Origin of the sequence: Aeromicrobium endophyticum, assembly GCF_003586285.1 — a bacterium.
Taxonomy (GTDB): domain Bacteria; phylum Actinomycetota; class Actinomycetes; order Propionibacteriales; family Nocardioidaceae; genus Aeromicrobium; species Aeromicrobium endophyticum.
Window position 1 is genome coordinate 513833 of the sequence record NZ_QUBR01000002.1, and the last position, 25018, is coordinate 538850.

Below are 25018 nucleotides of genomic sequence, written 5' to 3' on the forward strand. Positions count from 1 at the left end.
GGGCGCTGCGTGCCCGGGCCGAGGAGCAGCGCCAGGCCTATCGCGCGCGGCAGCAGCGTGAGCTCGGCGAGGGACCCGACAAGACCTGGCCGCGGCCTCTACGCTCGGTGCGTGGCCACCACCGACGCATCCCCCGGACGCCTGTTGCTGCTCGACAGCGCGAGCCTGTACTTCCGCGCCTTCTTCGGCATCCCCAAGACCCTGACGGCGCCCGACGGCACCGCGGTCAACGCCCTGCGCGGCATCCTCGACTTCACGTCGTCGCTGCGCACCCAGTACTCGCCTCAGCACGTCGTGGCCTGCTGGGACGACGACTGGCGGCCCCAGTGGCGGGTCGACCTGCTCGACACCTACAAGACCCAGCGGCTGGACGACGACGGCGGAGAGGCCGACACCACCGACGGCCTGCTGGGTCCGCAGGTGCCGCTGATCGCCGATGCCTTCGGGCTGCTCGGCATCCCGGTGGTCGGTGCGGCCGACTACGAGGCCGATGACGTCATCGGCACCCTCGCCGAGCTCTGGGACGGGCCCGTCGACATCGTCACGGGCGACCGCGACCTCTTCCAGCTCGTCGACGACGAGCACGAGATCCGCGTGCTGTACGTCGCGAAGGGTGTCTCCAAGCACGACGTCGTCGACGACGCGTGGCTGCGCGCGAAGTACGGCATCGGGGCCTCCGACTACGTCGACTTCGCCGTGATGCGCGGGGATCCGTCGGACGGCCTGCCGGGCGTGGCCGGCATCGGTGACAAGACGGCGGCCGTGCTCCTCGACGAGTTCGGCGACCTCGACGGCATCCTCGCGGCCGCCGACGACACCTCGTCGTCGATCAAGCCCCGCGTGCGGCAGTCGCTGCTCGACTCCGTCGACTACATCCGGGCAGCCCGCCAGGTGGTCGCGGTGCACCGCGACGTGTGCCGGCTGCCCTCGTTCGACCTCGAGGCCGACGCAAAGGCCTTCACCGAGTTCGGCACGACGTGGGGTCTCGGCGGCGTCACCGAGCGCGCGCTGAAGGCCGTCAGCTCGTGATGCTGGTGTAGCTGACGACGCCGTGGCGCAGCAGGTCGAGCGCCTCGCGCGCCGTGTCGCGCAGCGGTCCGGCGCCCGAGGCGTCGGCGATCTGCGCGACCACGTCGATCAGCTGCTTCATGGCACGGACGAAGTCGCCGGCGGCGAGCTCCATCTCGCCCAGCACGTCGTCGAGGCTCGCGTCGTTGCACCACTGCCAGACGGCTTGGGAGAAGCCGAAGTCGGGCTGGTGCAAAAACTTGACGCGGTGCTCGCGCTCGAGCTGCTGCAGGTCGGTGCACAGCCCCGACATCGTGGCAGCCGCCTCGCGGACGCGCTGGGTCGGGAAGCGCGGCGCCGGCAGCTCGTCGGAGAGGCGTGACTGGTAGGTCAGTCCGCTGACGACCGCCGCGAGCTCGGCGGCGTCGAGCCCGTCCCACACGCGCTGGCGCAGGCACTCGCTGACCAGCAGGTCGAGATCGCTGTAGAGGCGCTTGAGCTTCTTGCCGTCGGCGGTGACCTCGTCGCCGTCGAGGTAGCCCAGCACGTCGAGCACCTCGCACACGCGGTCGAACTGGCGCGCGACCGTGTTGGTGCGCTGCTCGATGCGTCCGCGCTGGTTCTGGGTGTCGCGCTCGAGCTTGAGGTAGCGCTCGGCCCACCGGGCGTGCTTGTCGCGGTCGGGGCACTGGTGGCAGGGGTGGTCGCGCAGCTTGTCGCGGATCGCCGCGATGCGCGGGTCCTCGCGCGAGGGCTGGGAGCGGTTGCGCTTCTCCTGATGCCAGGCGACGCCGTCGGCGCGGCTGCGCAGGGCCGAGGCGAGGTCGCGACGCGCCTGCGGGTTGCGGGCGCTGAACGACTTGGGGATGCGCATCGTCGTCACCGGGACGACCGGCGCCGTGAAGTCGATCATCGCCAGCCGGCGGGCGTGCAGAGACGCCGTGAGCACCATCGGCCGCGGCCCGTCGCTGTCGGTCATCCGGCCGGGATCGAGCACGACGGCGATGCCGGCGAACTTGCCGACCGGCACGTGGATGACGTCACCCGGTCGCAGCTTGGTCAACGACGTCATGATCTCGTCGCGCTCGGCCTGGCGTCGCGCCTTCGAGCCGGATGCCTCGATGTCGCTGAGCTCGCGGCGCAGCGAGGCGTACTCCATGAAGTCTCCGCGGTCGCAGGCGATGTTCTCGCGGTAGCCGTCGAGGGCGTCGTCGGCCTTGCGGATCTGACGAGCCATGCCGACGACGGCGCGATCGGCCTGGAACTGTGCGAACGACTGCTCGAGGAGCTCGCGGGCGACCCCCCGACCGACCTGGCCCACGAGGTTGACCGCCATGTTGTACGACGGGTGGAACGAGGAGTTGAGCGGGTAGGTGCGGGTGCTGGCCAGACCTGCGACCTGCTTGGGGTCGAGGCCCGGCTGCCACAGCACGACGCCGTGCCCCTCGACGTCGATGCCGCGGCGTCCCGCGCGGCCCGTGAGCTGCGTGTACTCCCCCGGCGTGATGTTGGCGTGCGTCTCGCCGTTCCACTTCGACAGCTTCTCGATGACGACCGATCGGGCGGGCATGTTGATGCCCAGTGCCAGCGTCTCGGTCGCGAAGATGACCTTGACGAACCCGGCGCTGAACAGGTCCTCGACGCACTCCTTGAAGGTCGGGAGCATGCCGGCGTGGTGCGCTGCGATGCCGCGGGCGAGACCGTCGCGGAACTCGTAGTAGCCGAGCACGTGCAGATCGGCCTCGGGCAGGTGCGAGCACGCGGCATCGACGAACGCCGTGATCTCGGCCTGCTCCTCGGGCGTCGTGAGCGAGAGCCTCGCGTCGAGGCACTGCTGCACGGCGGCGGCGCAACCGGCTCGGCTGAACACGAAGGTGATCGCCGGCAGCAGGCCCTCGGCATCGAGCCGCTCGACGACGTCGACCCGGCTGGGTGTGCGGTTGTTGCTGCGCGGACGGCGACCGCCCTTGCCCTTGTGCCCCTTCATCATGCGGCTGAGCTGCCAGTCCTCGCGGGCCAGTCGCTCGAGGGCCTTGTTGACCTCGACGCCGCGGTCGTCGGGGCTCGGCTCGAACAGCGGGAACATCTTGCGTCCGACCAGCACGTGCTGGTGCAGCGGGATGGGGCGACGCTCCTCGACGATCGTGACGGTGTCGCCGCGCACCGCGGTGAGCCAGTCGCCGAACTCCTCGGCGTTGGAGACCGTCGCCGACAGCGCGACCACCGACACCGACTCGGCCAGGTGGATGATGACCTCCTCCCACACCGCCCCGCGCGTGCGGTCGGCCAGGTAGTGCACCTCGTCCATCACGACGTAGCCCAGCGTGTCGAGCGTGCGCGAGCCGGCGTAGAGCATGTTGCGCAGCACCTCGGTCGTCATGACGACGATGGGAGCTTCGCCGTTGATCGTGTTGTCGCCGGTCAGCAGGCCGACGTTCTCGGCGCCATAGCGCTCGACCAGGTCGGAGAACTTCTGGTTGGACAACGCCTTGATGGGCGTCGTGTAGAAGCACTTGCGACCCGTCTGCAGCGCCAGGTGGACGGCGAACTCTCCCACCAGGGTCTTGCCCGATCCGGTGGGCGCGGCGACCAGCACGCCGTGGCCGTCCTCGACGACTTTGCAGGCGTCGACCTGGAAGCCGTCGAGACCGAAGTCGTAGAGGCCGCGGAACTCCGCGAGGTGCGGATGCTGCCGGCTCGCGCGGGCCTGTGCGTACTTCTCCGCCGGGCTGCTCATGCGTCCAGCCTACGGGGAGCCAGGTGGAGCGATGACGTGCAACGCGCCCGGTCGGACGGCCGCCGTCAGCGGCAGCGGACCCAGACGCTCGCCGTCGCCGTACGCCACGATGCCCGGCGACGACAAGGTCACCTCGCGCACCAGGTGACGCTCGAACTCCGGCAGCGCCACGTGGGTGCCGCGGTACAGCTGCGGGAAGACCCGTAGCAGCTTGGCCTTGCTGACGGGGTTGATGACGACCACGTCGAGCAGCCCGTCGTCCATCACGGCGCCCTCGCAGATGCGCAGCCCTCCGCCGAAGGACGGTCCGTTGCCGACGGCGACCAGCATCGCCTCACGCTCGACGACGGCACCGTCGAGGATGAGGGTGAACGGCAGCGGCTCGAACGAGCGCAGCTCGGCCACGATGGCGAGGTTGTAGCGCATGTTGCCGCGCGGCCAGGTCATGTCGTTGGCCCGCTCGTTGACCTTGGAGTCGAAGCCCGACGCGATGACGGTCGCCACCTCGGTCGTGCCCGTGCGAGCCAGGTCGATCGTGCGCACGTGACCGGCCAGGACGATGTCGATGGCGGCGTCGACGTCCTTGGTGGGGATGCCCAGCGAGCGCGCCGTGTCGTTGCCCGTGCCGGCAGGGACGAGACCGAGGAGCAGGTCAGTGCCGGCCACGAGGTCGAGGACCTCGTGCAGCGCCCCGTCGCCGCCGACCACCACGACCCCGTCGATCCCCGCCCCGATCGCCTGGCTCAGCAGCCGGCGCGACGACGCCCCGTCGGCACCCTCGATCAGCTGGGTGCTGTGCCCGGCTCTGACGAGCCGCGACGACGCGTGGTCGGCGACGACGGGCGCGCGCCGGCGTCCGGACTCCGGGTTGACGACGAGAGCGAGGCGCACGCGTCAGTCGCGCAGGTCGGACGGGCGGTCGAGCTCGGACGGACCGTCGATCGGAGCGGCCTGGTCGTCGGACACGTCGGTGCCGACGGTCTTGCGGCGCTTGCGATCGGTCAGCTTCGCGATGATCTCGGAGATCAGGTAGAGCACGGTCATCGGCACGGCGAGGAACAGCATCGTGAGGGGGTCGGTGCTGGGCGTGGCGATCGCGGCGAAGATGAAGATGCCGATGATGGTCCACGGCCTGGCGCTGACCAGCTGCTTGGCGCTGACGAGCCCGAGCCGGTTGAGCATCACCACGACCAGCGGGATCTGCGCGGCCACACCGAACACCAGCACGGTGCGGATGACGAAGTTGAGGTAGTCGCCGAGCGACAGCAGGACGTTGACGGAGTCGGGCGCGAAGCTGATCAGCACCTCGATGCCCTTGGGCAGCACGAGGTAGCCGACCGTGACGCCGCCGGCGAACAGCGGGGCCCCGGTCGCGGCCAGCAGAGCTGCCCACCGGCGCTCGTTGCGGTGCAGGGCCGGCAGGATGAAGGCCCAGATCTGCCACATCCACAGCGGGCTGGAGACCACGAGCCCGATCGCGAGCGACAGCTTCAGCCGGAAGCTGAAGGCCGAGCCCACGCCGCCGCTGAGCACCAGCTCGGCGTTGAACCCCCGACGCTCGAGCAGCGGCTGGATGCCGTCGACGTAGGGCTGCTTGATGAAGTCGAAGGCCTCGGGGTAGATGATCCACCCGACGACCGTGCCGATCAGGATCGACAGGACGGCGATGGTCAACCGGTTGCGCAGCTCGCGCAGATGATCCATGAGCGGCATCGAGCCGCCCGGTGCCGGGGTTGGCCTGCCGCTTCTCAGCGCCAAGCGTCAGCCCTGTTCGCGCTTCTCGTCCAGCTCGGCGGCCTCGACGGTCTGGAGCGACGCGGGCTTGGCCGGCTTGGTCTCGTCATCGTCGTCGTCGTTCATGGCCTTGACCTCGGACTTGAAGATGCGCAGGGCCTTGCCCGATCCGCGAGCGAGCTCGGGGAGCTTCTTGCCCCCGAACAGCAGGAGGACGACACCCAGGATGATCAGGATCTCTGTGGGACCGATCTGACGGAACATCATGACTCCTCGTAGACGACATGGTCATCGTACGCCTTGAGGGCCAGCCGAGCGTCGTCAACCACCTGCTCGCGCAGGGCGGCGGGCTCGATCACCGAGACCGAGCCGGCGTTGCGGAGCACGAGGCGCCGCAGCCACGACCAGTCGGCTCCGTAGATCTTGGCGCGCCACACCCCGTCGTCGCCCTGGGAGACCAGGTCGACCTGGTAGTACTCGGTCAGCCAGTGCGCCCGTGGGTGCAGGTCGACGACGACGAACGGCGTCTGCTCCCCCACCGTGAAGATGCCGTCGGACAGGTCGCGCTGCGCGGCGTCGTGCTCCTCGGCGTCGATCGCCAGCACCTCGGCCGAGACGATGCGGTCGAGCCGGAAGAAGCGCAGGTCCTCGGCCTTGAGGCACCACGCCTCGAGGTAGAGCTTGCCCTGCTCGGTGAACAGCCGGCGTGGGTCGACGTCGCGGTCGGTCTGCTCGTCGCGCGAGACCGTCGCGTAGGTCAGGGCGAGCCGCTTGCGGCCCGTGAGCGCCTCGACGATCGTGCCGTGGATTGCCGGGTCGACCTCGTCGACCAGCACGTCGACGGCGGGCGAGGCCGTGTCGCCGACCGCGCTCTCCAGCTTGGCCAGGGCGCTGTCGATCACGGTCAGCTCGAGACCGCTGGCCGAGGCGCGCAGCGTGCGCAGCGCCACGATCAGGGCGACGCCCTCGCGCGCGCTGATGCGCAGCGGGCGGTCCATGAACTCCGCGTCGCGGATGTGCACGATGCCGTCGCGCTCGAGGGCCGTGAGGTCGAAGTCGATGAGCTCGCCGGCGTACTCCCCCGTGCCGGTGTACATCAGCAGCCGCAGGTCGTCTCGGATGACCTTGGGGCTGACGCCGAACTCGGCGGCGACCTCGTTGACGGGGATGCCGTCGTTGCCCTGCAGGTAGGGCACGAGTGCCAGCATGCGGACGACCTGCTGCCGCGACCTGCTCACGACGTGGGCTCCAGGCTGCCGGTGACGGCAGCGGTCAGCCGTTGCACGACGGCGTCGCGCACGTCCGGCGGGGAGACGACCACCACGTCGGGGCCGTACGAGGCCACCTCGGAGGCCAGCTCCCAGCGCGACGAGTACCGGATCTCGACCTCGTCGACGCCGTCGCCCAGCGGGGTGACCCTCTGGGCGATGCGTCGCAGCGAGTGGCCGCGGGCCTGCCGGATGCGCAGCACCGCGGCCTCTGCGGGCTCGGGCGGGAACAGCTCGCGCGCGACGTCCTTCATGTCGGTTCCCTCGGGGATCTCGTAGGAGCCTGCGTCGCCCTCGGTCGTCACCTCGCCGACGACCCGCGACAGGCGGAAGATGCGGGGCTCGTCGCGGTCGAGGTCGAATCCGCCCACGTACCAGCGGTCGTGCCAGGAGATGATCCCCCACGGTTGCAGGTGCCGCTGCATCGGCTCGCGTCCGGGACGCGCGTAGACGAACGAGATCGGCACGCGCCGCGTGACGGCGTCCCACATGGCGTCGAACGACGGCTCGTCGGTCGAGAGGCGGGGCTCGGCCATGCGCAGGACGCTGGTGTCGACGTCGACCCCGATGGCCTTGAGCTTGACCAGTGCGGTGGCCGACTCGCTGGCCAGGCCGGCGTGCTCCCAGACCTGGGTCGCCAGGCCGATGACGGCCGCCTCCTCGCGGGACAGCTCGAGATCGGGCAGCTCGGCCTCGTCGCGGCGGATGCGATAACCCGGCTCGTCGTTGAAGTACTTGTCGTTCTGACCCGTCTCGACGTTGATGCCCAGCTCGCGCAGCTCTTCCTTGTCACGTTCGAACTTGCGGTCGAACGCCTGGGGCGTCGACTCGCGGTAGTCGGCGATCGACTCGCGGATCTGGTCCTTCGTGAGGTACTGGCGACTGACCAGCAACGCGAAGATGAGGTTCATCAACCTCTCGGTCTTGCGTTCGGCCATAGGAGGAGGATGTCAGGAAGCGTCGAGCAAGTCGATTGCGAAGATGAGCGTGTCGCCGGCCTTGATGTCCGGGCTGCGGTTGGGGTCGTTCGGCTCGTCGCCGTAGGCCACCTTCGAGGGGCACACCAGCACCACGCGGCTGCCGATCTTCTGGCCCGGGATGAGCTGGTCCCAGCACGGGATGAGCTTGCCGGTGCCGATCGGCGGCACGAACGGCTGGGTCTTGCTCCACGACTCGTCGAACGTCGTGCCCGCGGGATAGACCTGGCCGACGTACTCGAACCGCACCGACTGGCCCTTGGCGATGGCCGGACCGTCGCCCTGGACGACCACGTGGGCGCTGGGCTCGGTCTGCTTGGCCTTGGTGGTCGAGGTCTTCTTGAAGCCGCTGGGGTGCCCGTCGGCGTCGTACGTGATCTTGGGCAGGTCCTTCGGGAGCGGGACCGCCGTGCCGGAGGCCTCGGTGGGGACCTTCGAGACGAGGTCGAACATGAAGACCAGCGTGTCGTCCTTCTTGATGTCCATCTGCTTCTGCGCCTGCCCGAACCCGTCCTCGGGCGAGATGGCCACCAGCACGCGAGAGCCGAGCGTGCGTCCCTCGAGACCCTTGATGAACCCCGGAAGGATGCTGCCCTCGGTGAGGTCGACCGTGAAGGGGGTGCCCGTCGAGAAGGAGCTGTCGAACTGCTTGCCGGTGCGCCCGTTGACGGCGACGTAGTTGACCTTGACGGCGTCACCGGCCACGACCTTGTCGCCGTCGCCGTTCTTCAGCACCTTGCTGACGGTCTTGGCGACCGAGAACCCCTCGCCGACGCTGACCTTCGGCTTGGCCGCGCCGTTGACCGAGATCGAGTCCAGGTCGCCGGAGGCCTTGCCGCCACCGCTGTCACTGTCGCCGCAGCCGGCCAGGACGAGGAGGGCAGCCGCGGATACCAGCAGGATTCGACGCACGTGTACGACCTTCGGTGGTGAGGCGACAGAACGCCGTTCAGCGTATCGACACCTGCCAAGGGTCGGTCTACATGCCGTCGATCAGGCGCTGCACCCGCTCGTCGTGCGACCGGAACGGGTCCTTGCACAGCACCGTCCGCTGGGCCTGGTCGTTGAGCTTGAGGTGCACCCAGTCGACCGTGAAGTCGCGGCGGCGCTCCTGCGCCCGCTTGATGAAGTCGCCGCGGAGCCGCGCCCTGGTGGTCTGGGGCGGCACCGACTTGGCCGCGAAGACGTCGAGGTCGTTGGTGACGCGTGCGACGGCTCCCTTGTTCTCGAGCAGGTAGAAGATGCCGCGGTCGCGCCGGATGTCGTGGTACGCCAGGTCGAGCTGGGCGATGCGCGGGTCGCTCCAGGTCAGGTCGTTCTTGGCGCGGTAGCGGTCGAGCAGCTTGTACTTGATGACCCAGTCGATCTCGCGCTCGACCAGCGACAGGTCCTCGGACTCGACGGCCTTCAGCGTGCGCTCCCACAGGTCGAGCGTCCGGTTGATCGTCGGTGTGTGCAGGCCGTTCTTGTCGACGAAGTCGGCGGCCTTGGCGAAGTACTCGGCCTGGATCTCGAGGGCCGACAGCTCGCGCCCGTTGGCGAGCTGGACCTTGCGCCGGCCGGTCATGTCGTGGGCGATCTCGCGGATGGCACGGATGGGGTTGTCGAGGGTCATGTCGCGCATCGAGACGCCGGCCTCGATCATCCGCAGCACCAGGTCGGTCGTGGCGACCTTCAGCAGGGTGGTGGTCTCGCTCATGTTGGAGTCACCGACGATGACGTGCAGCCGGCGGAAGCGCTCGGCGTCGGCGTGCGGCTCGTCGCGCGTGTTGATGATCGGGCGCGATCGCGTGGTGGCGCTCGAGACGCCCTCCCAGATGTGCTCGGCGCGCTGGCTGACCGAGAAGATCGTGCCCCGCGGGGTCTGCTGGATCTTGCCCGCTCCGCAGATGATCTGGCGGGTCACCAGGAACGGGATGAGGACGTCGGCGAGGCGGCTGAACTCGCCCTGACGGCTCACCAGGTAGTTCTCGTGGCAGCCGTAGGAGTTGCCGGCGGAGTCGGTGTTGTTCTTGAACAGGTAGATGTCGCCCTCGACGCCGTCGTCGGCGAGCCGCTTCTGGGCGTCGATCATGAGGCCCTCGAGGATGCGCTCCCCCGCTCGGTCGTGGGTCACCAGGTCGACGAGGTCGTCGCACTCGGGCGTCGCGTACTCGGGGTGGCTGCCGACGTCGAGGTAGAGCCGCGCACCGTTGCGCAGGAAGACATTGCTGCTGCGGCCCCACGACACGACCCGCCGGAACAGGTATCGCGCGACCTCGTCGGGCGACAGGCGGCGCTGGCCCTTGAACGAGCAGGTGACGCCGTACTCGTTCTCTATGCCGAAGATCCGCCGGTCCATGACGTAACGATAGACCGCGGACCGTGACAGCGCGGACCAACCGATCGGTACCTGTGTCGTGTCGGCGGCACCTGAGGACGATGCGGCAGGCCCTCGGCGACCGCCAGGCTCGTCGGGAGAGCCAGGAGGTCGCGCATGACTCGCTCCGTCCGCCCGCCGTGGGTGCTGTTGCTGACCGTCGCCGTCCCCATCGCGTGCGTCGGGTCGGCTCTCTGCTTGCTCGCGGTCGACGCGTCGCCCGACGTCATCGTCATGGTGGGGCCGGTGCAGGCCGACGAGATTCGCATCGTGCTGCCCGCGGTGGCTGCCGTGTCGTGCTGGCTCGGCGTGACGGTGGGCATCACGCGAGTCATGTACCACTGGCAGCATCCCGTGCTGCAGGTGCTCGGTGCGTTCATGATGGGCATCGCCTGGTTGGCCGGCATCCCCTTCGTCGCGGTCGTCAGCCTCGTCGCGGGCCTGTACCTCGAGGACGAGCCCGACGCACATCGGTTCGTCATTGACGGTCGTCCGTACCTCCTCGCGACGCAGCCCCAGTACGACCCCGCCACGGTGAGCATCGCACTGTTCCGAGGAGACGGTCGCCGCTTCGTCCGCGTCGATCGACCGTGGCCGGCTGTCGCCCCTGCCAGCGTCGGCCGCGGCGAGTTCACGCTCGTCCGTCGCGGCGGAGAGGCCTGGATCGCGTACGGGCGGGTCCGGCTGCCCGTGACCTAGGCCGACCCCAGGGCCGCCCGCACGTCGGCGTCGGTCAGCCGCTTGAACTTGCGCGGCTGCGGGCGCGAGCGAGACAGCGTGGCGATCTCGAGGGCGGATGCCTCGACGGTGCGGGCCGGGTCGGTGTCCTGGCCCAGCGCCGTGACGGCGATGCGGATCGCCGACGCGAGGTCGAGCCCCGGCGCGAAGTGCTCGCCGAGGTAGGCCTCGACCTGCTCGCTCTGGCCGCCCATGACGCCGAAGCCCTGCACGTCGGCGACCGACCCGTCGTACATGAGGCGGTAGACCTGGTCGTGCGAGGCGTCGTCGCCGAGCTCGCCGACGAAGATCTCGACCTCGTAGGGCTTCTCACCGCCCGACGAGAAGATCGTGCCGAGCGTCTGCGCGTACGCGTTGGCGAGCCCGCGGGCCGTGACGTCGCGCCGGTCGTAGGCGTAGCCGCGCATGTCGGCCAGCCGCACGCCGGCGATGCGCAGGTTCTCGAACTCGTTGTAGCGGCCGACCGCCGCGAAGCCGATGCGGTCGTAGATCTCGCTGATCTTGTGCAGCGCCTGCGACGGGTTCTCGGCGACGAACAGGATGCCGTCGGCGTAGTGGATGACGGCGACGCTGCGACCGCGCGTGATGCCCTTGCGGGCGAAGTCGGCCCGGTCCTTCATGAGCTGCTCGGGCGAGACGTAGAACTGCTGGGTCATCGCAGGACTCCTGGTTGAGAGGGGCTAGTTCAGGGGGGCGGACGGGCCGTCGGGACGCTGGAGGCGGCTGCCGATGACGTCGTCGGCGATCGCGCCGACCTCGTCGTCGGCCAGGCGCCGGTAGCCGTCGGCCGTCACGACCGACACGACGGGGAAGATGCGCCGCGTCAGGTCGGGGCCGCCGGTGGCCGAGTCGTCGTCGGCGGCGTCGTAGAGCGCCTGGATGGCGGCGGTGACGCAGTCGCCCTCGGTGAGGCCGCGGCTGTAGAGCTTCTTGAGCGAGCCGCGTGCGAAGACCGAGCCCGACCCGACGGTGTGGAACCCGCTGTGCTCCTCGTAGCGCCCACCCGTGACGTCGTACGAGAAGATGCGGCCCTGCTGGGTCTCGAGGTCGAAGCTGGCGAACAGCGGCACGACGGCCAGGCCCTGCATGGCCAGGCCCAGGTTGCCGCGGATGAGCGCGGCCAGGCGGTTGGCCTTGCCGTCGGCCGAGAGCACCGTGCCCTCGATCTTCTCGTAGTGCTCGAGCTCGACCTGGAACAGCCGCACCATCTCGATGGCCAGACCCGCGCTGCCGGCGATGCCGATGCACGAGTACTCGTCGGCCGGGAAGACCTTCTCGATGTCGCGCTGGGCGATGACGTTGCCCATCGTGGCTCGGCGGTCGCCGGCCATGATGACGCCACCGTCGAACGTCGCCGAGACGATCGTCGTGGCGTGGGGTGCCAGGTCACCGTGGGCTCCCCCGGCGCGCGAGGCGGCTCCGGGCATCAGCTCGGGGGCCGTGGTGGCGAGGTAGTCGGCGAACGAGGACGAACCGGTCAGGCGGGTGCCCTCCGGCAGCATCACTGTCCGCCCTTCTGCACGAAGCTGCGGACGAACTCCTCGGCGTTCTCCTCGAGCACGTCGTCGATCTCGTCGAGGATCGAGTCGACGTCGTCGTCGAGCTTGGCCTTGGCCTCGGCGTCGACGCCCGTGGTCTCGACCTGCTCGTCGTCGGCCTCGGACGGCTTGCGGGTGCTCTTGTGCTGCTGCTCAGACATGTCTCAACCCTAGCCCTTAGCGTCCAGTGATCGCGGTGAACAGCTCTGCTGCTGTCGCGCTGGACTCGAACAGCGCGCCGACGTGCTCGGCCGTGCCCCGCAGCGGCTCCATGGTGGGGATGCGCTGCAGCGAGTCGCGCCCGGGCAGGTCGAAGATCACCGAGTCCCACGAGGCTGCGGCGATGTCGCCGCTGAAGCGGGCGAGGCACATGCCGCGGAAGTACGCGCGGGTGTCGTGCGGCGGATCGGTGACAGCAGCCGCGATCTGCTCGTCGGTGAACAGGCGGTCGATCCGGCCCGTGCGGACGAGCTGGTGGTAGAGCCCCTTGTGCAACCGGATGTCGTGGTACTGCAGGTCGACGAGGTGCAGCTTGGCGTGGTCCCAGTCGAGGGAGTCGCGCTCGCGGTAGCGCTCGAGCAGAGCCAGCTTGGCGACCCAGTCGAGCTCGCGGACGCACTCCATGGGGTCGCGGGCGAGCCGGTCGAGCACGCTCTCCCAGCGCCGCAGGACGTCGTCGGTCTGCTCGTCGGAGCCCTGCTGGGCGACGAACGCCTTCGCGAGCTCGAGGTACTCGCGCTGCACCTCGAGGGCCGTGAGGCTGCGGCCGTCGGCGAGCTCGACGCGCTGGGTCAGCGTGGGGTCGTGCGAGATGTCGTGGACGGCGCGCACGGGGCGCGCCAGCTCGAGGCTGCCGGTGATGAAACCCGCCTCGATCATGGCCAGCACGAGCGACGTCGTGCCGTGCTTGAGGTAGATCGCGATCTCGGAGCAGTTGGCGTCGCCGATGATGACGTGCAGGCGCCGGTACTTCTTGGGATCGGCGTGCGGCTCGTCGCGCGTGTTGATGATGGGACGCTTGAGGGTCGTCTCGAGGCCGACGCCCACCTCGAAGTAGTCGGCTCGCTGGCTGATCTGGAAGGCATGCACGCTGCCGTCCTGCTTCTGCCCGACCCGGCCGGCGCCCGTGAAGACCTGACGCGTCGCGAAGAAGGGGGTGAGGTGCTCGACGATCTGGTCGAAGGGGACGTCGCGACGCATGAGGTAGTTCTCGTGCGAGCCGTACGAGGCGCCCTTGTTGTCGACGTTGTTCTTGTAGAGCACGATCGGCTGCGTGCCGGGGATCTGCGCCGCTAGCTCGGCGCCGCGGCGCATGACGTCCTCGCCGGCCTTCTCCCACAGCACGACGTCGAGCGGGCTGGTGACCTCGGGGCTCGAGTACTCGGGGTGCGCGTGGTCGACGTAGAGCCTGGCGCCGTTGGTGAGGATGATGTTGGCCAGGCCCATGTCGTCGTCGGTCAGCTGCGACGGATCGGCCGCCTCGCGGCTCAGGTCGAAGCCGCGGGCGTCGCGCAGCGGGCTCTCCTCCTCGAAGTCCCACCGAGCACGGCGGGTCAGCCCGTGCGCCGCCGCGTAGGCGTTGACGACGTGCGTCGAGGCGACCATCGGATTGGCGTTGGGCTGTCCCTGCACGGCGATGCCGTACTCGACCTCGCTGCCCTGCACGCGGCGAACTGTCATGGCGCCACCCTACGGCCAGGGCCCGACGATCCGCCCGGCCAACGACCGGGCGTCGGCCATGGCGTGCGGCTGGGCTCCGGCCGTCAGCTGCACCACGACCCCCTCGTGGACGAGGGCCAGCTCTCGACCGCGGCGCTGCGGGTCGGCGATCCCGGCCTCGGTGAGCAGCTCGACGTAGTAGTCGCGGGTCCACTGCTTCTCGTCGGCGATGATCGACAGGCCGGCGTGCCCGGTGCCCGCGAGCTCGGCGTAGGCGTTCACGAAGCCGCAGCCGCGGGCGTTGTCGTCCATCCAGCTGTCGAGGGCCCGCAGCAGGGCCAGCACCCGTGCCGCCCCGGGGTCGGGCTCGTGCCGGTCGACGAAGGCTAGGGCGTAGGCGTGCCACCGGTCGCGCCTCTGCGCCAGGTAGGCGGTGATGAGGCCGTCCTTGGACCCGAAGCGGTCGTAGATCGTCTTCTTGGTGGTCTCGGCCTCCTCGGCGATGCGCTCGACGCCGACGGCGCGCAGACCGTGCAGGTAGAACAGGACCTCCGCGGTGTCGAGGATGCGCACGGCGGTGGGTGTCATGCGGGGCGGTGTGATGGCCGTCATCGGGAATACCTCCAAATCTACACTGCGAGTATACCGACCGGTATGGTTACGTCGCGGCATGAGCCTGTCATCCCGTGCGGACGTCCTCGCACCCGCCGCACTGGTCGTGCTCTGGAGCTCGGGATTCGTCGGTGCCGAGCTGGGCACCCGCGAGGCGCCGGCGTCGACGCTGCTGGCGTGGCGGTACCTCGTCGCGGCGGCGCTCCTGGTCGCCTGGTGCGTGTGGCGCCGCGAGCGCATCACTCGGTCGGCCATCGCCCGCCAGGTCGTGCTCGGCATGCTGGTGCAGGCGGGGTACCTAGGCCTGGTCGTGACCGGGGTCGGCCTGGGGGCGACCGCGGGGACGTCCTCGCTCATCGCCTCGCTCCAGCCGCTGGCCGTGGTGGCGCTGGCTGCCCTGGTGCTGGGCGAGAGGACACGCCTCGGTCAGCTCGTCGGGCTCGCGACGGGGCTGTGCGGGGTGGCGCTGGTCGTCGGCGGCGACCTCGCCGGGGGCGGCGCGGCCTGGTGGGTCTACCTCCTCCCGGCCGGCGGCATGCTCGCGCTCTCGGCCGGCACGGTCCTCCAGCAGCACTGGCAGCCTGAGGAGTCCGTGGTGGTGTCGCTGGCGATCCAGACCGTGACGGCGGCGACGGTGTTCTGGGTCGTCGCCGGCCTGCAAGGCACTGCTGACGCTCCGGCGGAGCCCGGCTTCTGGTGGGCGATCGCCTGGGTGGTCGTCCTGTCGAGCTTCGGCGGGTACGGGGCGTACCTCCACGTCGCCCGCCGGGACGGTGCGACGCGGGCCAGCACCTGGCTGTACCTGACCCCGCCCTCCACCATGGTGTGGGCGGGATGGATGTTCGGCGACCCGATCGGCGCGCTGGGCCTGGCGGGTCTCGCGGTGTGCGCGGCCGGCGTGGCGCTCGCGCTCCGTCCGGTCAGGCAGGCATGAGCGGCTTCGCCAGGTGCACGCTGTCGTCGTAGTCGGCGTAGAAGCCGAACGCCGGGATGGTCGCGTAGCCCGACGACTCGTAGAGGGCGATGGCCTCGGGCTGCGCGGTGCCGGTCTCGAGCACCAGCCGGGTGATGCCGGCCGCGGCCGCGGTGCGCTCGAGCTCGGCCAGGATCGCGCGGGCCAGCCCGCGGCGGGCGAAGGCCGGGCGAACGAACATCCGCTTGATCTCGGCGTCGGACTCCCCCGCCGGACCACCGCGGCGCCACCCGCCCATCGCAGCCGGCACGTCGTCGACGTAGGCCATCACGAAGTGCCCGCCGGGCGCGTCGAACTGGTGCAGGTCGATCGGCGAGATGTCGCCGTCGCCGCCGTACCGTCGCGCGTACTCGGCCTGCACCTCGGCCGTCAGCAGCTGGGCGTCGTCGATCGCGTACGAGACGACCCGGAGGTCGAACCCGCGCATCTACAAGTACTGCCCCGTGTTGGCGACCGTGTCGATCGACCGGCCGGGCTCGTTGCCGCTCTTGCCCGAGATGAGCGTGCGGATGAACACGATCCGCTCGCCCTTCTTGCCGGAGATGCGCGCCCAGTCGTCGGGATTGGTCGTGTTGGGCAGGTCCTCGTTCTCCTTGAACTCGTCGAGGCACGCCTGCAGCATGTGCTGGATGCGCAGACCACGCTGCTGGTGCTCGAGGAGGTCCTTGATCGCCATCTTCTTGGCACGGTCGACGATGTTCTGGATCATGGCGCCGGAGTTGAAGTCCTTGAAGTACAGGACCTCCTTGTCGCCGTTGGCGTACGTGACCTCGAGGAACTGGTTGTCCTCGGACTCGGTGTACATCCGCTCGACGGTGCGCTGGATCATGCCGCTGACGCAGGCCTGACGGTCACCGCCCCACTCGGCCAGATCGTCGGCGTGCAGGGGAAGACCTGCGGTCAGGTACTTGCTGAAGATGTCGCGGGCCGACTCGGCGTCGGGGCGCTCGATCTTGATCTTGACGTCGAGACGTCCCGGACGCAGGATCGCCGGGTCGATCATGTCCTCGCGGTTGGAGGCGCCGATGACCAGGACGTTCTCGAGCCCCTCGACCCCGTCGATCTCGCTGAGCAGCTGCGGAACGATCGTGTTCTCGACGTCGGACGACACGCCTGAGCCGCGGGTGCGGAACAGCGAGTCCATCTCGTCGAAGAAGACGATGACCGGGGTGCCCTCGCTGGCCTTCTCGCGGGCGCGCTGGAACACCAGACGGATGTGCCGCTCGGTCTCGCCGACGTACTTGTTGAGCAGCTCGGGGCCCTTGATGTTGAGGAAGAACGAGCGCCCCTCCTCGCCCGTGCGCTCGGAGACCTTCTTGGCCAGCGACGCGGCGACCGCCTTGGCGATCATGGTCTTGCCGCAGCCGGGCGGGCCGTACAGCAGCACGCCCTTGGGCGGCTTGAGCTCGTGCTCGATGAAGATCTCGGGGTGCAGGTAGGGCAGCTCGACCGCATCGCGGATCGACTCGATCTGGTTGCGGAGGCCGCCGATCGACTCGTAGTCGATGTCGGGCACCTCTTCGAGGACGAGCTCCTCGACCTCGGACTTCGGGACGCGCTCGTAGACGTATCCGGACCGTCCGTCGAGCAGCAGCGAGTCGCCGGGACGGATCTTGAGCCCGATCAGCGGCTCGGCCAAGCGCACGACGCGCTCCTCGTCGGCATTGCCCATCACGAGGGCGCGCTCGCCGTCGGCCAGGATCTCCTTGAGCGACACGACCTCGCCCGTCTGCTCGAACTCGAGCGCCAGGACGACGTTCATCGCCTCGTTGAGGATGACCTCCTGGCCGCGGCGCAGGGCGTCCTTGTCGACGCTGGGGCTGACGTTGACGCGCAGCTTGCGCCCGCCCGTGAAGACGTCGACGGACTCGTCGTCGTTGCGCTGCAGGAAGGTGCCGAAGCCGGTGGGCGGCTGGGCGAGGCGGTCGACCTCTTCCTTCAGCGTGACGATCTGGTCGCGCGCCTCGCGCAGCGTCGAGGTGAGCCGCTCGTTCTGGCCGCTCGTCGCCGTCAGCTTCGCCTCGAGCTCGCTCAGGCGGGAGTCGGTGGACCGCTCGGTGCCCAGACGGCGCCGCAGGTGCTCCACCTCCGCACGCAAGTAAGCGATCTCCTGATCGGGTCCGTTGTCGCTCATCCGCCACCTCCTGCTCGTATCGACGACCCTACCCGTCGCCGCCACCTCGTGACGTGATCTAGGCCTCGTCGTGGCCGAACGGACGCGGTCCCGTGTAGTCGGGGCCGTACGCACCGGGCGCCGGACGCCGCGAGGTGCCCATCGAGTGATGACCCGGAGCCATGCGGCGTGCCGTGACGAGGAAGGCGGTGTGGCCGTTCATCGAGTGCTGAGGCCGCACCGCGAGCCCCTCGAGGTGCCACTCGCGCTCGAGCGTCTCCCACGCTCGCGGCTCGGTGAACCCTCCGTGCTCGCGAACCGTCTCGACGAACCGCGAGAGCTGCGTCGTCGTGGCCACGTAGGCGCACACGATGCCGCCGGGCGTCAGGCGCTCCGCGGCGAGTGGGATGCAGCTCCACGGGTCGACCATGTCGAGGATCAGCCGGTCGATCTCGGTCTCGGTGACGACCTCCCGGAGGTCGCCGACCGTGAGCGTCCAGCCCGGCAGGTCGGTGCCGGAGACCTCGTGGACGTTGCGCAGCACGTTGTCGGCGAACTCGTCGCGCAGCTCGTACGAGCCGAGGGTGCCGGTCGGACCGATGGCCCGCAGCAGGTACGACGTCAGCGCGCCCGACCCGGCGCCGGCCTCGACGACTCGTGCGCCGGGGTAGATGTCGGCCTGCACGATGATCTGGGCCGCGTCCTTGGGGTAGATGATGGCCGCGCCGCGCGGCATCGAGACGACGTACTCGAACAGCAGGGGCCTGAAAACCTGGTACGGGTGGTCCATCGACGAGTGGATCACGATGCCCTCGGGCTGGCCCAGCATGTCGTCGTGGCGCAGCTGGCCCTTCTTGGTGGAGAACTCCTTGCCGGGCACCAGCTGCACGTTGTGCCGGCGTCCCTTGGGATCGGTCAGGCGGACCCACTCCCCTTCGACGAGGGGTCCACTGCGGGTGTAGGAGGTCATCGGCGGCTCGCTCTGTAGGTCTCGTCGACGGCGCGGGACGTGAGCACACCGAGCACGGAGCCGTCTTGCTCCACGAGGGCGTACGCCTCCGCCGGGTGCGCCGCCATGGCCCGGAGGAGGTCGGAGCCGCGCAGGTCGGCCGAGAGTCTCGGCGCGCCTGGCGGCGGGGTGGCGCCGGTGAACCCGATGTCGCGGGCCACCAGCTGGTTGATGCGCGCGGTGCGCCCGGCGTTGCGCAGGGCGTCGCTCGCGCCCTCCCACAAGAACCAGGCGACGAGCGCGGCGATGAGCAGGTTGATCGTGGTGTCGCGGGTGTCGCCCCGGGTGAGCACCGCGACCACGACGACCGCGACGGCCGCAGCGCGTCCGATCCATGCGGCGATGCGCACCCCGACGTCCTCGCGACCCGTGACCTGCCAGACGATCGCGCGGAACACGCGGCCGCCGTCGAGCGGCAGGCCCGGCAGCATGTTGAAGCCGGCCACGAGCAGGTTGACCCAGGCGATCGACCACACGACGTCGGCGGTCGTGCCGTAGCCCAGGGCATCGACGCCCGCGAAGGCGCCGGCGGCGATCGCCAGCGACGCGAGGGGGCCGACCACGGCCGTCACGAGCTCTTGCACCGGCGTGCGGCTCTCCCCCTGGATGACGGTCTCACCGCCGAGGAGGTGCAGCGTGACCGAGTCGACCCGCATCCGGTAGGCGCGCGCGGCCAGCACGTGGGCGATCTCGTGCACCAGCACCGACACGTAGAGGGCGATGACGAAGATCGTTGCCAGCAGGTACGGGCTGGCGTCCGACCGGTCCTCCCAGCGAGGCGCGAACAGCAGCACCAGCGCGGCACCCATCAGCAGCAATGACGGCTTGATCAGGACGTCGACGCCGACGACCCGGCCGATGCGCCACGTGCCAGGGCGTTGGGAGCTCACTGCGTCAACCTATCGGGTCGCCGCCGACGCGGATGCGGGGCAGACTGTCGGCATGAGCGAGATGCCGTCCGAGGACCCACGGGTCGCCAAGGACCCCGACGACGACCAGAAGCACAAGGAGACCGACCCGAACCTCGACAGCGCGCCGGACGATCCCGACGCACCGGCGCCGTTCACGGGTCCGTACGCCTGACGACGTGTCGGCGGGCGGACCTAGGATCGTCGGCATGACCGAAGAGCCCGCGCCGCTGACCTACCGCCGGTCGCTGTCGCCGAGCCGCGCCGGCGACTTCCAGAACTGCCCGCTGCTCTACCGGTTCCGCACCATCGACCGGCTGCCCGAGCCGCCCAGCCCCGCCATGGTGCGCGGCACGCTCGTGCACGCCGTGCTCGAAGACCTGTTCGCCGAGCCCGCGCCCCTCCGCACGCTCGAGCGCGCGGTCGACCTGCTGCCCAGCGAGTGGGAGCAGCTGCGGCAGTCCGACCCCCGCACCGCCGAGCTGTTCACGAGCGAGCAGGCCGCCGACGAGACCGCGTGGCTGGCGTCGGCCATCGACCTGCTCACCACGTACTTCACGATGGAGGACCCCCGCTACCTCGAGCCCGAGGCCCGTGAGGAGCGGGTGTCGTACGAGCCCGAGCCCGGTCTGTCGTTCGGCGGCATCGTCGACCGCATCGACATCGCTCCCGACGGACGCATCCGGGTGGTCGACTACAAGTCCGGCGCGTCGCCCCATCCTGCGTACGAGAGCAAGGCGCTCTTCCAGATGAAGTTCTACGCGCTGGTCATGTGGCGCACCCGGGGCGTCATCCCCACGCTGCTGCAGCTCATGTACTTCGGCGACGGCCAGTTCCTGCGCTACGAGCCCACCGAGTCCGACCTGCTGCACACCGAGACCAAGCTGCTCGCGCTGTGGGCGGCCATCGAGCGGGCGATCGAGCTGCGCGACTTCCCGCCGCGCAAGAGCGGGCTCTGCAGGTTCTGCGCGCACCAGGACATCTGCCCGGCGTGGGGCGGCACACCGCCCGAGCTGCCGCTGCTGCAGGTAGCGTCGTCGTCATGACCACCCCGATCCCTGACCTGCTCGCAGCCGTCCCGACGATCAACGACCCGCAGGAGCCCTTCGTCTTCACCGTCGAGGGCGACCGCATCGTCGGTGCGTGGGACATCGTCAAGGCCACCACGCTCTACCCCACCGTGCTCGAGGTCGAGCACGTCGACGAGGACTATCGCATCACGGTCGAGCTCGACGCCGACAAGGGCACGTACGACTTCACCGAGAACCGCACCTCCACCACCGGCTCGGCCGACATCGACGGCGACACCCTCACGCTCGGTGGCGAGAAGCAGTTCTTCTCCGGCAAGAGCTCGAGCAAGCAGTTCAACGTCTCCTTCGGCGGCATCACCAAGAAGGACGACGACATCACTGTCGCTCCCCTGGCCTACTCGTTCGAGACGAGCCGCATCAAGGAGCCGCTCTTCACGTTCCTCGAGCAGCACGGCTGGAAGCGCAAGAAGGGCTTCCTCGGAGGCCTCTTCAACCGCTGAAGAGTGCTGCGAGGTCGGCGGGGGTCACGCCCTTTAGCGTCGGCACCAGCACACGGCGCTCGGCGTCCGGCACGGTCACGAAGTGCGGCACCACCAGCACGTCGCAGCCCGCCGCGTTGGCCGAGGTGGCGCCCGTTCGGGAGTCCTCGATCGCCAGGCAGTCCGCGGCGTCGACGCCGAGCTTCTCGGCCGCCAGCAGGTACGGGTCGGGGAACGGCTTCGGCCGCTCGACCGTGTCGCCCGTGACGACGGCCGCGAAGGGCAGCTGCGCCGCGATCGGCTCGGCGATCGCGGTGTACGACATCGTGACGAGCGCTTGCGGCACCCCGGCGGCGTCCAGCGCCGCGATGAGCTCGCGAGCGCCGGGCCGCCACTCGACGTGCTCGCGCAACGAGCCGGCGAGCGAGGCGACGAGGTAGTCGACGATCTCCTCGGCGGACATCGTGATCTCGAGCCGGTCGCGGATGTACTCGCCCGACGCGATCAGCGAGTTGCCGACGAGCTGCATCGCGTCCTCGTCGGTCCAGACCTTGCCGTGCTCAAGCGCGAGCCGGTGCTCGGCGGCCATCCAGAGGGGTTCGGTGTCGACGATCGTGCCGTCGAGGTCCCAGAGCACGGCCGCGTAGGCAGCCACCTCAGAACTGGTCGAGACGAGTGTTGACGTCCTTGGCCACGAGGACTGCGGCATCGGTCATCTCCTGAAGCTGTTCGTCGGTGGCACTGAGCTGGGCGCCGGGCTCGTCGAGACGCACCGTGACCCTGATGAACCTGCCCTCGGTGGGTGGATAGGCAGGCAGGGTCACCGAGGTGTCACTGGGGCACGACGTGACCGGTCCCCAGCCCTCGACCGTGATGGGCGTGCAGCCCTCGGTGTCGACGCTCTGGGGCGTGGGCCGACCGGTGTCGGGGTCGACCACGACCGTGATGGCCGAGGGTCCGTCGCTGTCGCCCTTGATCTTGCACTCGAGGGATCCCGCGCCGGGTGCAGCCGTGACGAGGTCGCCCGTGACCGTGACGCCCTTGCCCAGCAACGACTGCGCCAGATCGGTCGAGACCAGCCCGCAGTAGGCACCGGCAGACACCGTCGGCGTCGGCGACGGTGCGGGCTCGTCGTCGGCCGAGCCCTCGCACCCGGCCAGCACGATGATCGCACCGACCGCCACACCGACCCGGACTGCCTTCATGGGTGCGCGCATCAGTTCCTCGGGTCCTGGGTCGGGTCTCGTTCGGCGTTGAGGGTCCGGTCGAAACCGTCGGCCAGCTCGTCGTTGAGATCGTTGACCTCCGCGTACGGGTTGCTGTTGACCCAGTCGTCCCAGTCCGCGTTCGTGCCCGGCGTCCGACCGAAGAACAGATCGGGATCGAACAGCTGCGTCCCGCCAGGCCCGTCCGTGACGATCGTCGGCTGGACGCCCGGGAACGGATCGGGGGTGGATCCGGGGTTGGCCTGCTCGCCCAGCATCCCGTGCTGCAGGAACTGGTTGGCGAGGGCGTACTGCATGCTGTCGGGCACCGACGTCCGGTAGTCGCCCCCAGCAGCGGACGGCGTGCTGGTGATCTGGTCCTGCATCCTGCTGATGATCTCGTCCTTGGTGAGGTCGACGACGTTCTGTGCGGCGTCGGAGGCGCCGGCGGCCAGCGTGCTGCCGCCAGGGATGAAGCTCGTCCCGATCTCGAACGCCTTGGCCACGTAGGCGTTGCGCGTGGACTCCGCCATGGCCTCGTCGTTGTACACGTCGTCGGAGGCGTTGACGATGTCGCCCAGCACCTGGCCGATGCTCGACGTGTCGAGGTTGATGCCGCTCTCGCGGAAGGCGGTCATGTCGATCGGACCGTCGCCCTGGCCGTCCACGAAGTTGTCGAGCCGGTCGCCGACCTGCTGCTCCATGCCGGAGCTGGCGACGCCGGCGAGCAGCGTCTCGAGACCCGTCTTGGAGTCCGAGTGGCCGATCTCGGCGACGACGCGCAGCAGGTCGTCCGCATCGACGTCGAGCTCGCGACCCGACCCCGTGCCCGGGCCCAGTGTCGAGTAGATGTCGTCGGAGTAGCCCGCCCCGATGGCCCCGAGGCTGTCGGTCATGTCCTCCCACACGTGCCACTCGTTGTTCATGTCGCCGTCGAGCGGGCCACCCGCCTCGTCCGTGCCGAGCTTGTCGTGGTCGTCGGTGCCGCTGTTGTCGGCGATCAGCTGGAACAGGTCGGTGGCAAGCGCGGCGGCCTTGTCGTCGGTGTAGTCGCCGTTGCGGTCCTCGGTGCCGCCGACCGTCGCGGCTCGCAGCGCCTCACCGAGCCCGTCGCCCTCGTCGCTGTCGTTGGACTCGGAGAACGTGCGGTGCAGCATCAGGTACTCGAGCCGCTCCTGGTCGGTCTCGCCGGAGTCGTTGGTGAAGAACCGCTGCGCACCCTCGGGCGACGAGCCCATGCCGGCCAGCAGATTGGCCATGCCGTCGCTGGCCAGGCCGCCGGACACGCTGTAGACCTGGTTGCCGTACTCGTCGACCGACTCGTTGATCTCGACCTTGTCGGGATCGCGGATGAACACGCCGTCGGCACCGTTGCGCGGGCCCCACACAGGACCGTCCTGACCCTGTTCCCACTCGAGCATGTCGCTGCTGAGCTTGTCGATGAAGGTGGGGTCGTAGTCTGCGCCGGACTCGCCGCCCTCGCGGATCAGCAGCGTGAGCGCCGCGGCGTTCTGCTGGTGGTCCTCGTCCTTGATCGCGTCGCCCCAGGTGCGGGCAAGCTCCTCCGGGTCGACGCCATCGGACCGGCTGTGGGTCGCGAGCGTGATGCCCGCGGAGTTCATGAACTTGTCGTACAGCTCGAGCTCGGGCGGACCGTTGAGCGTGCGGCCCGAGCCGTCGTCGTGCTCACCCGCACCGAAGACCCGGTAGTTGAGCTCGGAGATCGCGTCGCTCATCTCTTGAGGCGTGACGCGTGAGTAGAGACGGTCGGCGAACGGGGCGGACCCCTGCAGCAACGCCATCAGCGCGACGGTCTGCGTGTCGATGTTCTCCGGGTCCTCGATGTCGTCGGCGACGTGGTCGGCGATCTGCTCCTGGACGCCCGGCGGGATGACATCGGCGATCCCCGGGGGCATCTCGTCGGTGTGGGCGAGGATGAACGCGACCTGCTCCTCCTCGGTCATGCCGGCGAGGATGCTGGCGAAGTACTGCCTGCGGTCGTCGTCGGTCAGCTGGATGCCGGGCCAGAAGCCGGCGGCCGACAGCGGGATCAGGCCACTGCGGATGAGCTCTCGCACGTTCTCGTCCGTGGGCCCCTGCTCGAACTTGACGGCGATGGAGTCTGCATCTTCGTCGAGCTTGGCGAGCGCCTGGTTGTAGCGCGGCTGCAGGTTGGCCTTCGTCTGGGGGCCCATCACGGCCTCGGTCGCGTTCTCGTCATCGGTCTCGGACTCGGTCGCGGCCGCAGCCTGACCGGCATAGCGCAGGGCCGACGCGAGATCGCTGCGGTACTGACGGTTGATGGCACTGACCTCGGTGTCGAAGACGTCGACCATGCCCGCGAAGCTGTTGATCAGGCCGACCGCATAGTGGCCGTTCTTGGCGAGGTTGCGAACAGGCCCCGCCGCCGTCTCGGGATTGGCCTGGACGCTGGCGGTGATCTGCCCCTCGAGCTGGCTCGCGACCCGCGCCGCGTCTCCATCGAGCTCGCCGGCCAAGGCCTCCAGGGTGGAGGCGTTCAGCCCCGGGTCCTGCGCGTCGGCCCGGATGGTGTCACCCGTGACGCCTGCGTAGATCTCGTCGTAGTACTCGAACGGACCGTCTTCTCGATCAACCATGATGCCCCCGCTGCTCTGGTGATGTCTCGTGGGAACCCTATCGAAGGTCCGG

The 25018-nt window shown here is 69.4% G+C and carries 26 protein-coding genes; 6 read left to right on the forward strand and 20 right to left on the reverse strand.

The genetic code is table 11. The features are described 5' to 3' along the window. Positions 1-111 precede the first annotated feature (111 nt). The gene (locus DX116_RS13120; RefSeq protein WP_233556749.1) at positions 112-1029 is read left to right on the forward strand and encodes a 5'-3' exonuclease; all 918 of its coding nucleotides are present in this window, start codon (positions 112-114) and stop codon (positions 1027-1029) included. Here the strand turns inward: DX116_RS13120 and DX116_RS13125 are convergent. The 8 genes from DX116_RS13125 to pafA all read right to left on the reverse strand — a co-directional run bounded on the left by DX116_RS13125 (position 1019) and on the right by pafA (position 10065). Continuing rightward, positions 1019-3745, reverse strand: a complete 2727-nt coding sequence (locus DX116_RS13125; RefSeq protein ID WP_119704706.1) for a DEAD/DEAH box helicase — start codon at positions 3743-3745, stop codon at positions 1019-1021. The two genes, DX116_RS13120 and DX116_RS13125, sit on opposite strands and share 11 nt — an antisense overlap. Positions 3746-3754: 9 nt before the next feature. Then, positions 3755-4636, reverse strand: a complete 882-nt coding sequence (locus DX116_RS13130; RefSeq protein ID WP_119704707.1) for a YegS/Rv2252/BmrU family lipid kinase — start codon at positions 4634-4636, stop codon at positions 3755-3757. A 3-nt stretch (positions 4637-4639) separates the two neighbouring features. After that, positions 4640-5449, reverse strand: coding sequence for a twin-arginine translocase subunit TatC (gene tatC / locus DX116_RS13135; protein ID WP_233556751.1), 810 nt, complete (start codon positions 5447-5449; stop codon positions 4640-4642). 57 nt (positions 5450-5506) lie between these two features. Beyond that, a complete protein-coding gene (tatA, locus tag DX116_RS13140; protein WP_119704709.1) occupies positions 5507-5743 on the reverse strand; it encodes a Sec-independent protein translocase subunit TatA in 237 nt (78 codons plus the stop codon). Continuing rightward, positions 5743-6717, reverse strand: coding sequence for a helix-turn-helix transcriptional regulator (locus DX116_RS13145; protein WP_119704710.1), 975 nt, complete (start codon positions 6715-6717; stop codon positions 5743-5745). Before DX116_RS13145 ends, tatA begins: the two co-directional genes overlap by 1 nt. Continuing rightward, complete coding sequence (locus tag DX116_RS13150) at positions 6714-7685, reverse strand: helix-turn-helix transcriptional regulator (RefSeq protein ID WP_119704711.1); 972 nt, start codon at positions 7683-7685, stop codon at positions 6714-6716. The genes DX116_RS13145 and DX116_RS13150 overlap by 4 nt, the downstream gene beginning before the upstream one ends. A 12-nt stretch (positions 7686-7697) precedes the next feature. After that, positions 7698-8636: an FKBP-type peptidyl-prolyl cis-trans isomerase gene (locus tag DX116_RS13155; protein WP_119704712.1), complete on the reverse strand. Its 939-nt coding sequence runs from the start codon at positions 8634-8636 to the stop codon at positions 7698-7700. 67 nt (positions 8637-8703) lie between these two features. Continuing rightward, complete coding sequence (gene pafA, locus DX116_RS13160) at positions 8704-10065, reverse strand: Pup--protein ligase (protein WP_119704713.1); 1362 nt, start codon at positions 10063-10065, stop codon at positions 8704-8706. Positions 10066-10200: 135 nt separating this feature from the next. Between pafA and DX116_RS13165 the strand changes: the two genes are divergently transcribed. Further along, entirely contained in the window at positions 10201-10782 is a 582-nt protein-coding gene (locus tag DX116_RS13165; protein ID WP_119704714.1) for a hypothetical protein, read from the forward strand. Here DX116_RS13165 and prcA read toward each other — a convergent pair. The 5 genes from prcA to DX116_RS13190 are packed head-to-tail and all read right to left on the reverse strand — an operon-like array spanning position 10779 to position 14630. Next, positions 10779-11477: a proteasome subunit alpha gene (gene prcA / locus DX116_RS13170; RefSeq protein WP_119704715.1), complete on the reverse strand. Its 699-nt coding sequence runs from the start codon at positions 11475-11477 to the stop codon at positions 10779-10781. The two genes, DX116_RS13165 and prcA, sit on opposite strands and share 4 nt — an antisense overlap. A 24-nt stretch (positions 11478-11501) precedes the next feature. Continuing rightward, positions 11502-12323 carry a proteasome subunit beta gene (gene prcB / locus DX116_RS13175; RefSeq protein WP_119705627.1) on the reverse strand — a complete coding sequence of 274 codons (822 nt, stop codon included), beginning with the start codon at positions 12321-12323 and terminating at the stop codon, positions 11502-11504. Further along, complete coding sequence (locus tag DX116_RS13180; RefSeq protein WP_119704716.1) at positions 12323-12520, reverse strand: ubiquitin-like protein Pup; 198 nt, start codon at positions 12518-12520, stop codon at positions 12323-12325. The genes prcB and DX116_RS13180 overlap by 1 nt, the downstream gene beginning before the upstream one ends. 16 nt (positions 12521-12536) lie before the next feature. Next, positions 12537-14039, reverse strand: coding sequence for a depupylase/deamidase Dop (gene dop / locus DX116_RS13185; RefSeq protein WP_119704717.1), 1503 nt, complete (start codon positions 14037-14039; stop codon positions 12537-12539). Between the two features lie 9 nt (positions 14040-14048). Beyond that, positions 14049-14630, reverse strand: a complete 582-nt coding sequence (locus DX116_RS13190; protein WP_158591994.1) for a TetR/AcrR family transcriptional regulator — start codon at positions 14628-14630, stop codon at positions 14049-14051. Positions 14631-14688: 58 nt separating this feature from the next. Between DX116_RS13190 and DX116_RS13195 the strand changes: the two genes are divergently transcribed. Further along, positions 14689-15564 (forward strand): DMT family transporter, encoded by an 876-nt coding sequence (locus tag DX116_RS13195; protein WP_158591995.1) that lies wholly within the window; start codon positions 14689-14691, stop codon positions 15562-15564. Here the strand turns inward: DX116_RS13195 and DX116_RS13200 are convergent. The 4 genes from DX116_RS13200 to DX116_RS13215 are packed head-to-tail and all read right to left on the reverse strand — an operon-like array spanning position 15551 to position 19615. Beyond that, the gene (locus tag DX116_RS13200; RefSeq protein ID WP_119704720.1) at positions 15551-16030 is read right to left on the reverse strand and encodes a GNAT family N-acetyltransferase; all 480 of its coding nucleotides are present in this window, start codon (positions 16028-16030) and stop codon (positions 15551-15553) included. The genes DX116_RS13195 and DX116_RS13200 overlap by 14 nt on opposite strands. Next, the gene (gene arc / locus DX116_RS13205) at positions 16031-17737 is read right to left on the reverse strand and encodes a proteasome ATPase (protein ID WP_119704721.1); all 1707 of its coding nucleotides are present in this window, start codon (positions 17735-17737) and stop codon (positions 16031-16033) included. A gap of 58 nt (positions 17738-17795) precedes the next feature. Next, positions 17796-18686: a tRNA (adenine-N1)-methyltransferase gene (locus tag DX116_RS13210; protein WP_119704722.1), complete on the reverse strand. Its 891-nt coding sequence runs from the start codon at positions 18684-18686 to the stop codon at positions 17796-17798. Beyond that, positions 18683-19615: a site-2 protease family protein gene (locus tag DX116_RS13215; RefSeq protein WP_119704723.1), complete on the reverse strand. Its 933-nt coding sequence runs from the start codon at positions 19613-19615 to the stop codon at positions 18683-18685. The genes DX116_RS13210 and DX116_RS13215 overlap by 4 nt, the downstream gene beginning before the upstream one ends. A gap of 52 nt (positions 19616-19667) precedes the next feature. Here DX116_RS13215 and DX116_RS19965 point away from each other — a divergent pair, with 52 nt between their 5' ends. The 3 genes from DX116_RS19965 to DX116_RS13225 are packed head-to-tail and all read left to right on the forward strand — an operon-like array spanning position 19668 to position 21164. Next, a complete protein-coding gene (locus DX116_RS19965) occupies positions 19668-19808 on the forward strand; it encodes a hypothetical protein (protein WP_158591996.1) in 141 nt (46 codons plus the stop codon). Positions 19809-19842: 34 nt separating this feature from the next. Continuing rightward, positions 19843-20679 (forward strand): RecB family exonuclease, encoded by an 837-nt coding sequence (locus DX116_RS13220; RefSeq protein WP_119704724.1) that lies wholly within the window; start codon positions 19843-19845, stop codon positions 20677-20679. Further along, on the forward strand, positions 20676-21164 hold the full coding sequence (locus tag DX116_RS13225) for a hypothetical protein (RefSeq protein ID WP_119704725.1): 489 nt from the start codon (positions 20676-20678) through the stop codon (positions 21162-21164). The genes DX116_RS13220 and DX116_RS13225 overlap by 4 nt, the downstream gene beginning before the upstream one ends. On the opposite strand, the gene DX116_RS13230 is transcribed toward DX116_RS13225, so the two are convergent. Genes DX116_RS13230 through DX116_RS13240 form a run of 3 tightly spaced genes read right to left on the reverse strand, consistent with a single transcriptional unit; the run spans position 21154 to position 24966 of the window. Beyond that, the gene (locus tag DX116_RS13230; RefSeq protein ID WP_119704726.1) at positions 21154-21798 is read right to left on the reverse strand and encodes an HAD family hydrolase; all 645 of its coding nucleotides are present in this window, start codon (positions 21796-21798) and stop codon (positions 21154-21156) included. The two genes, DX116_RS13225 and DX116_RS13230, sit on opposite strands and share 11 nt — an antisense overlap. A 1-nt stretch (position 21799) precedes the next feature. Continuing rightward, positions 21800-22348 (reverse strand): hypothetical protein, encoded by a 549-nt coding sequence (locus DX116_RS13235; RefSeq protein ID WP_147393664.1) that lies wholly within the window; start codon positions 22346-22348, stop codon positions 21800-21802. An 11-nt stretch (positions 22349-22359) separates the two neighbouring features. Further along, positions 22360-24966: a hypothetical protein gene (locus DX116_RS13240; protein ID WP_119704728.1), complete on the reverse strand. Its 2607-nt coding sequence runs from the start codon at positions 24964-24966 to the stop codon at positions 22360-22362. Positions 24967-25018 lie beyond the last annotated feature (52 nt).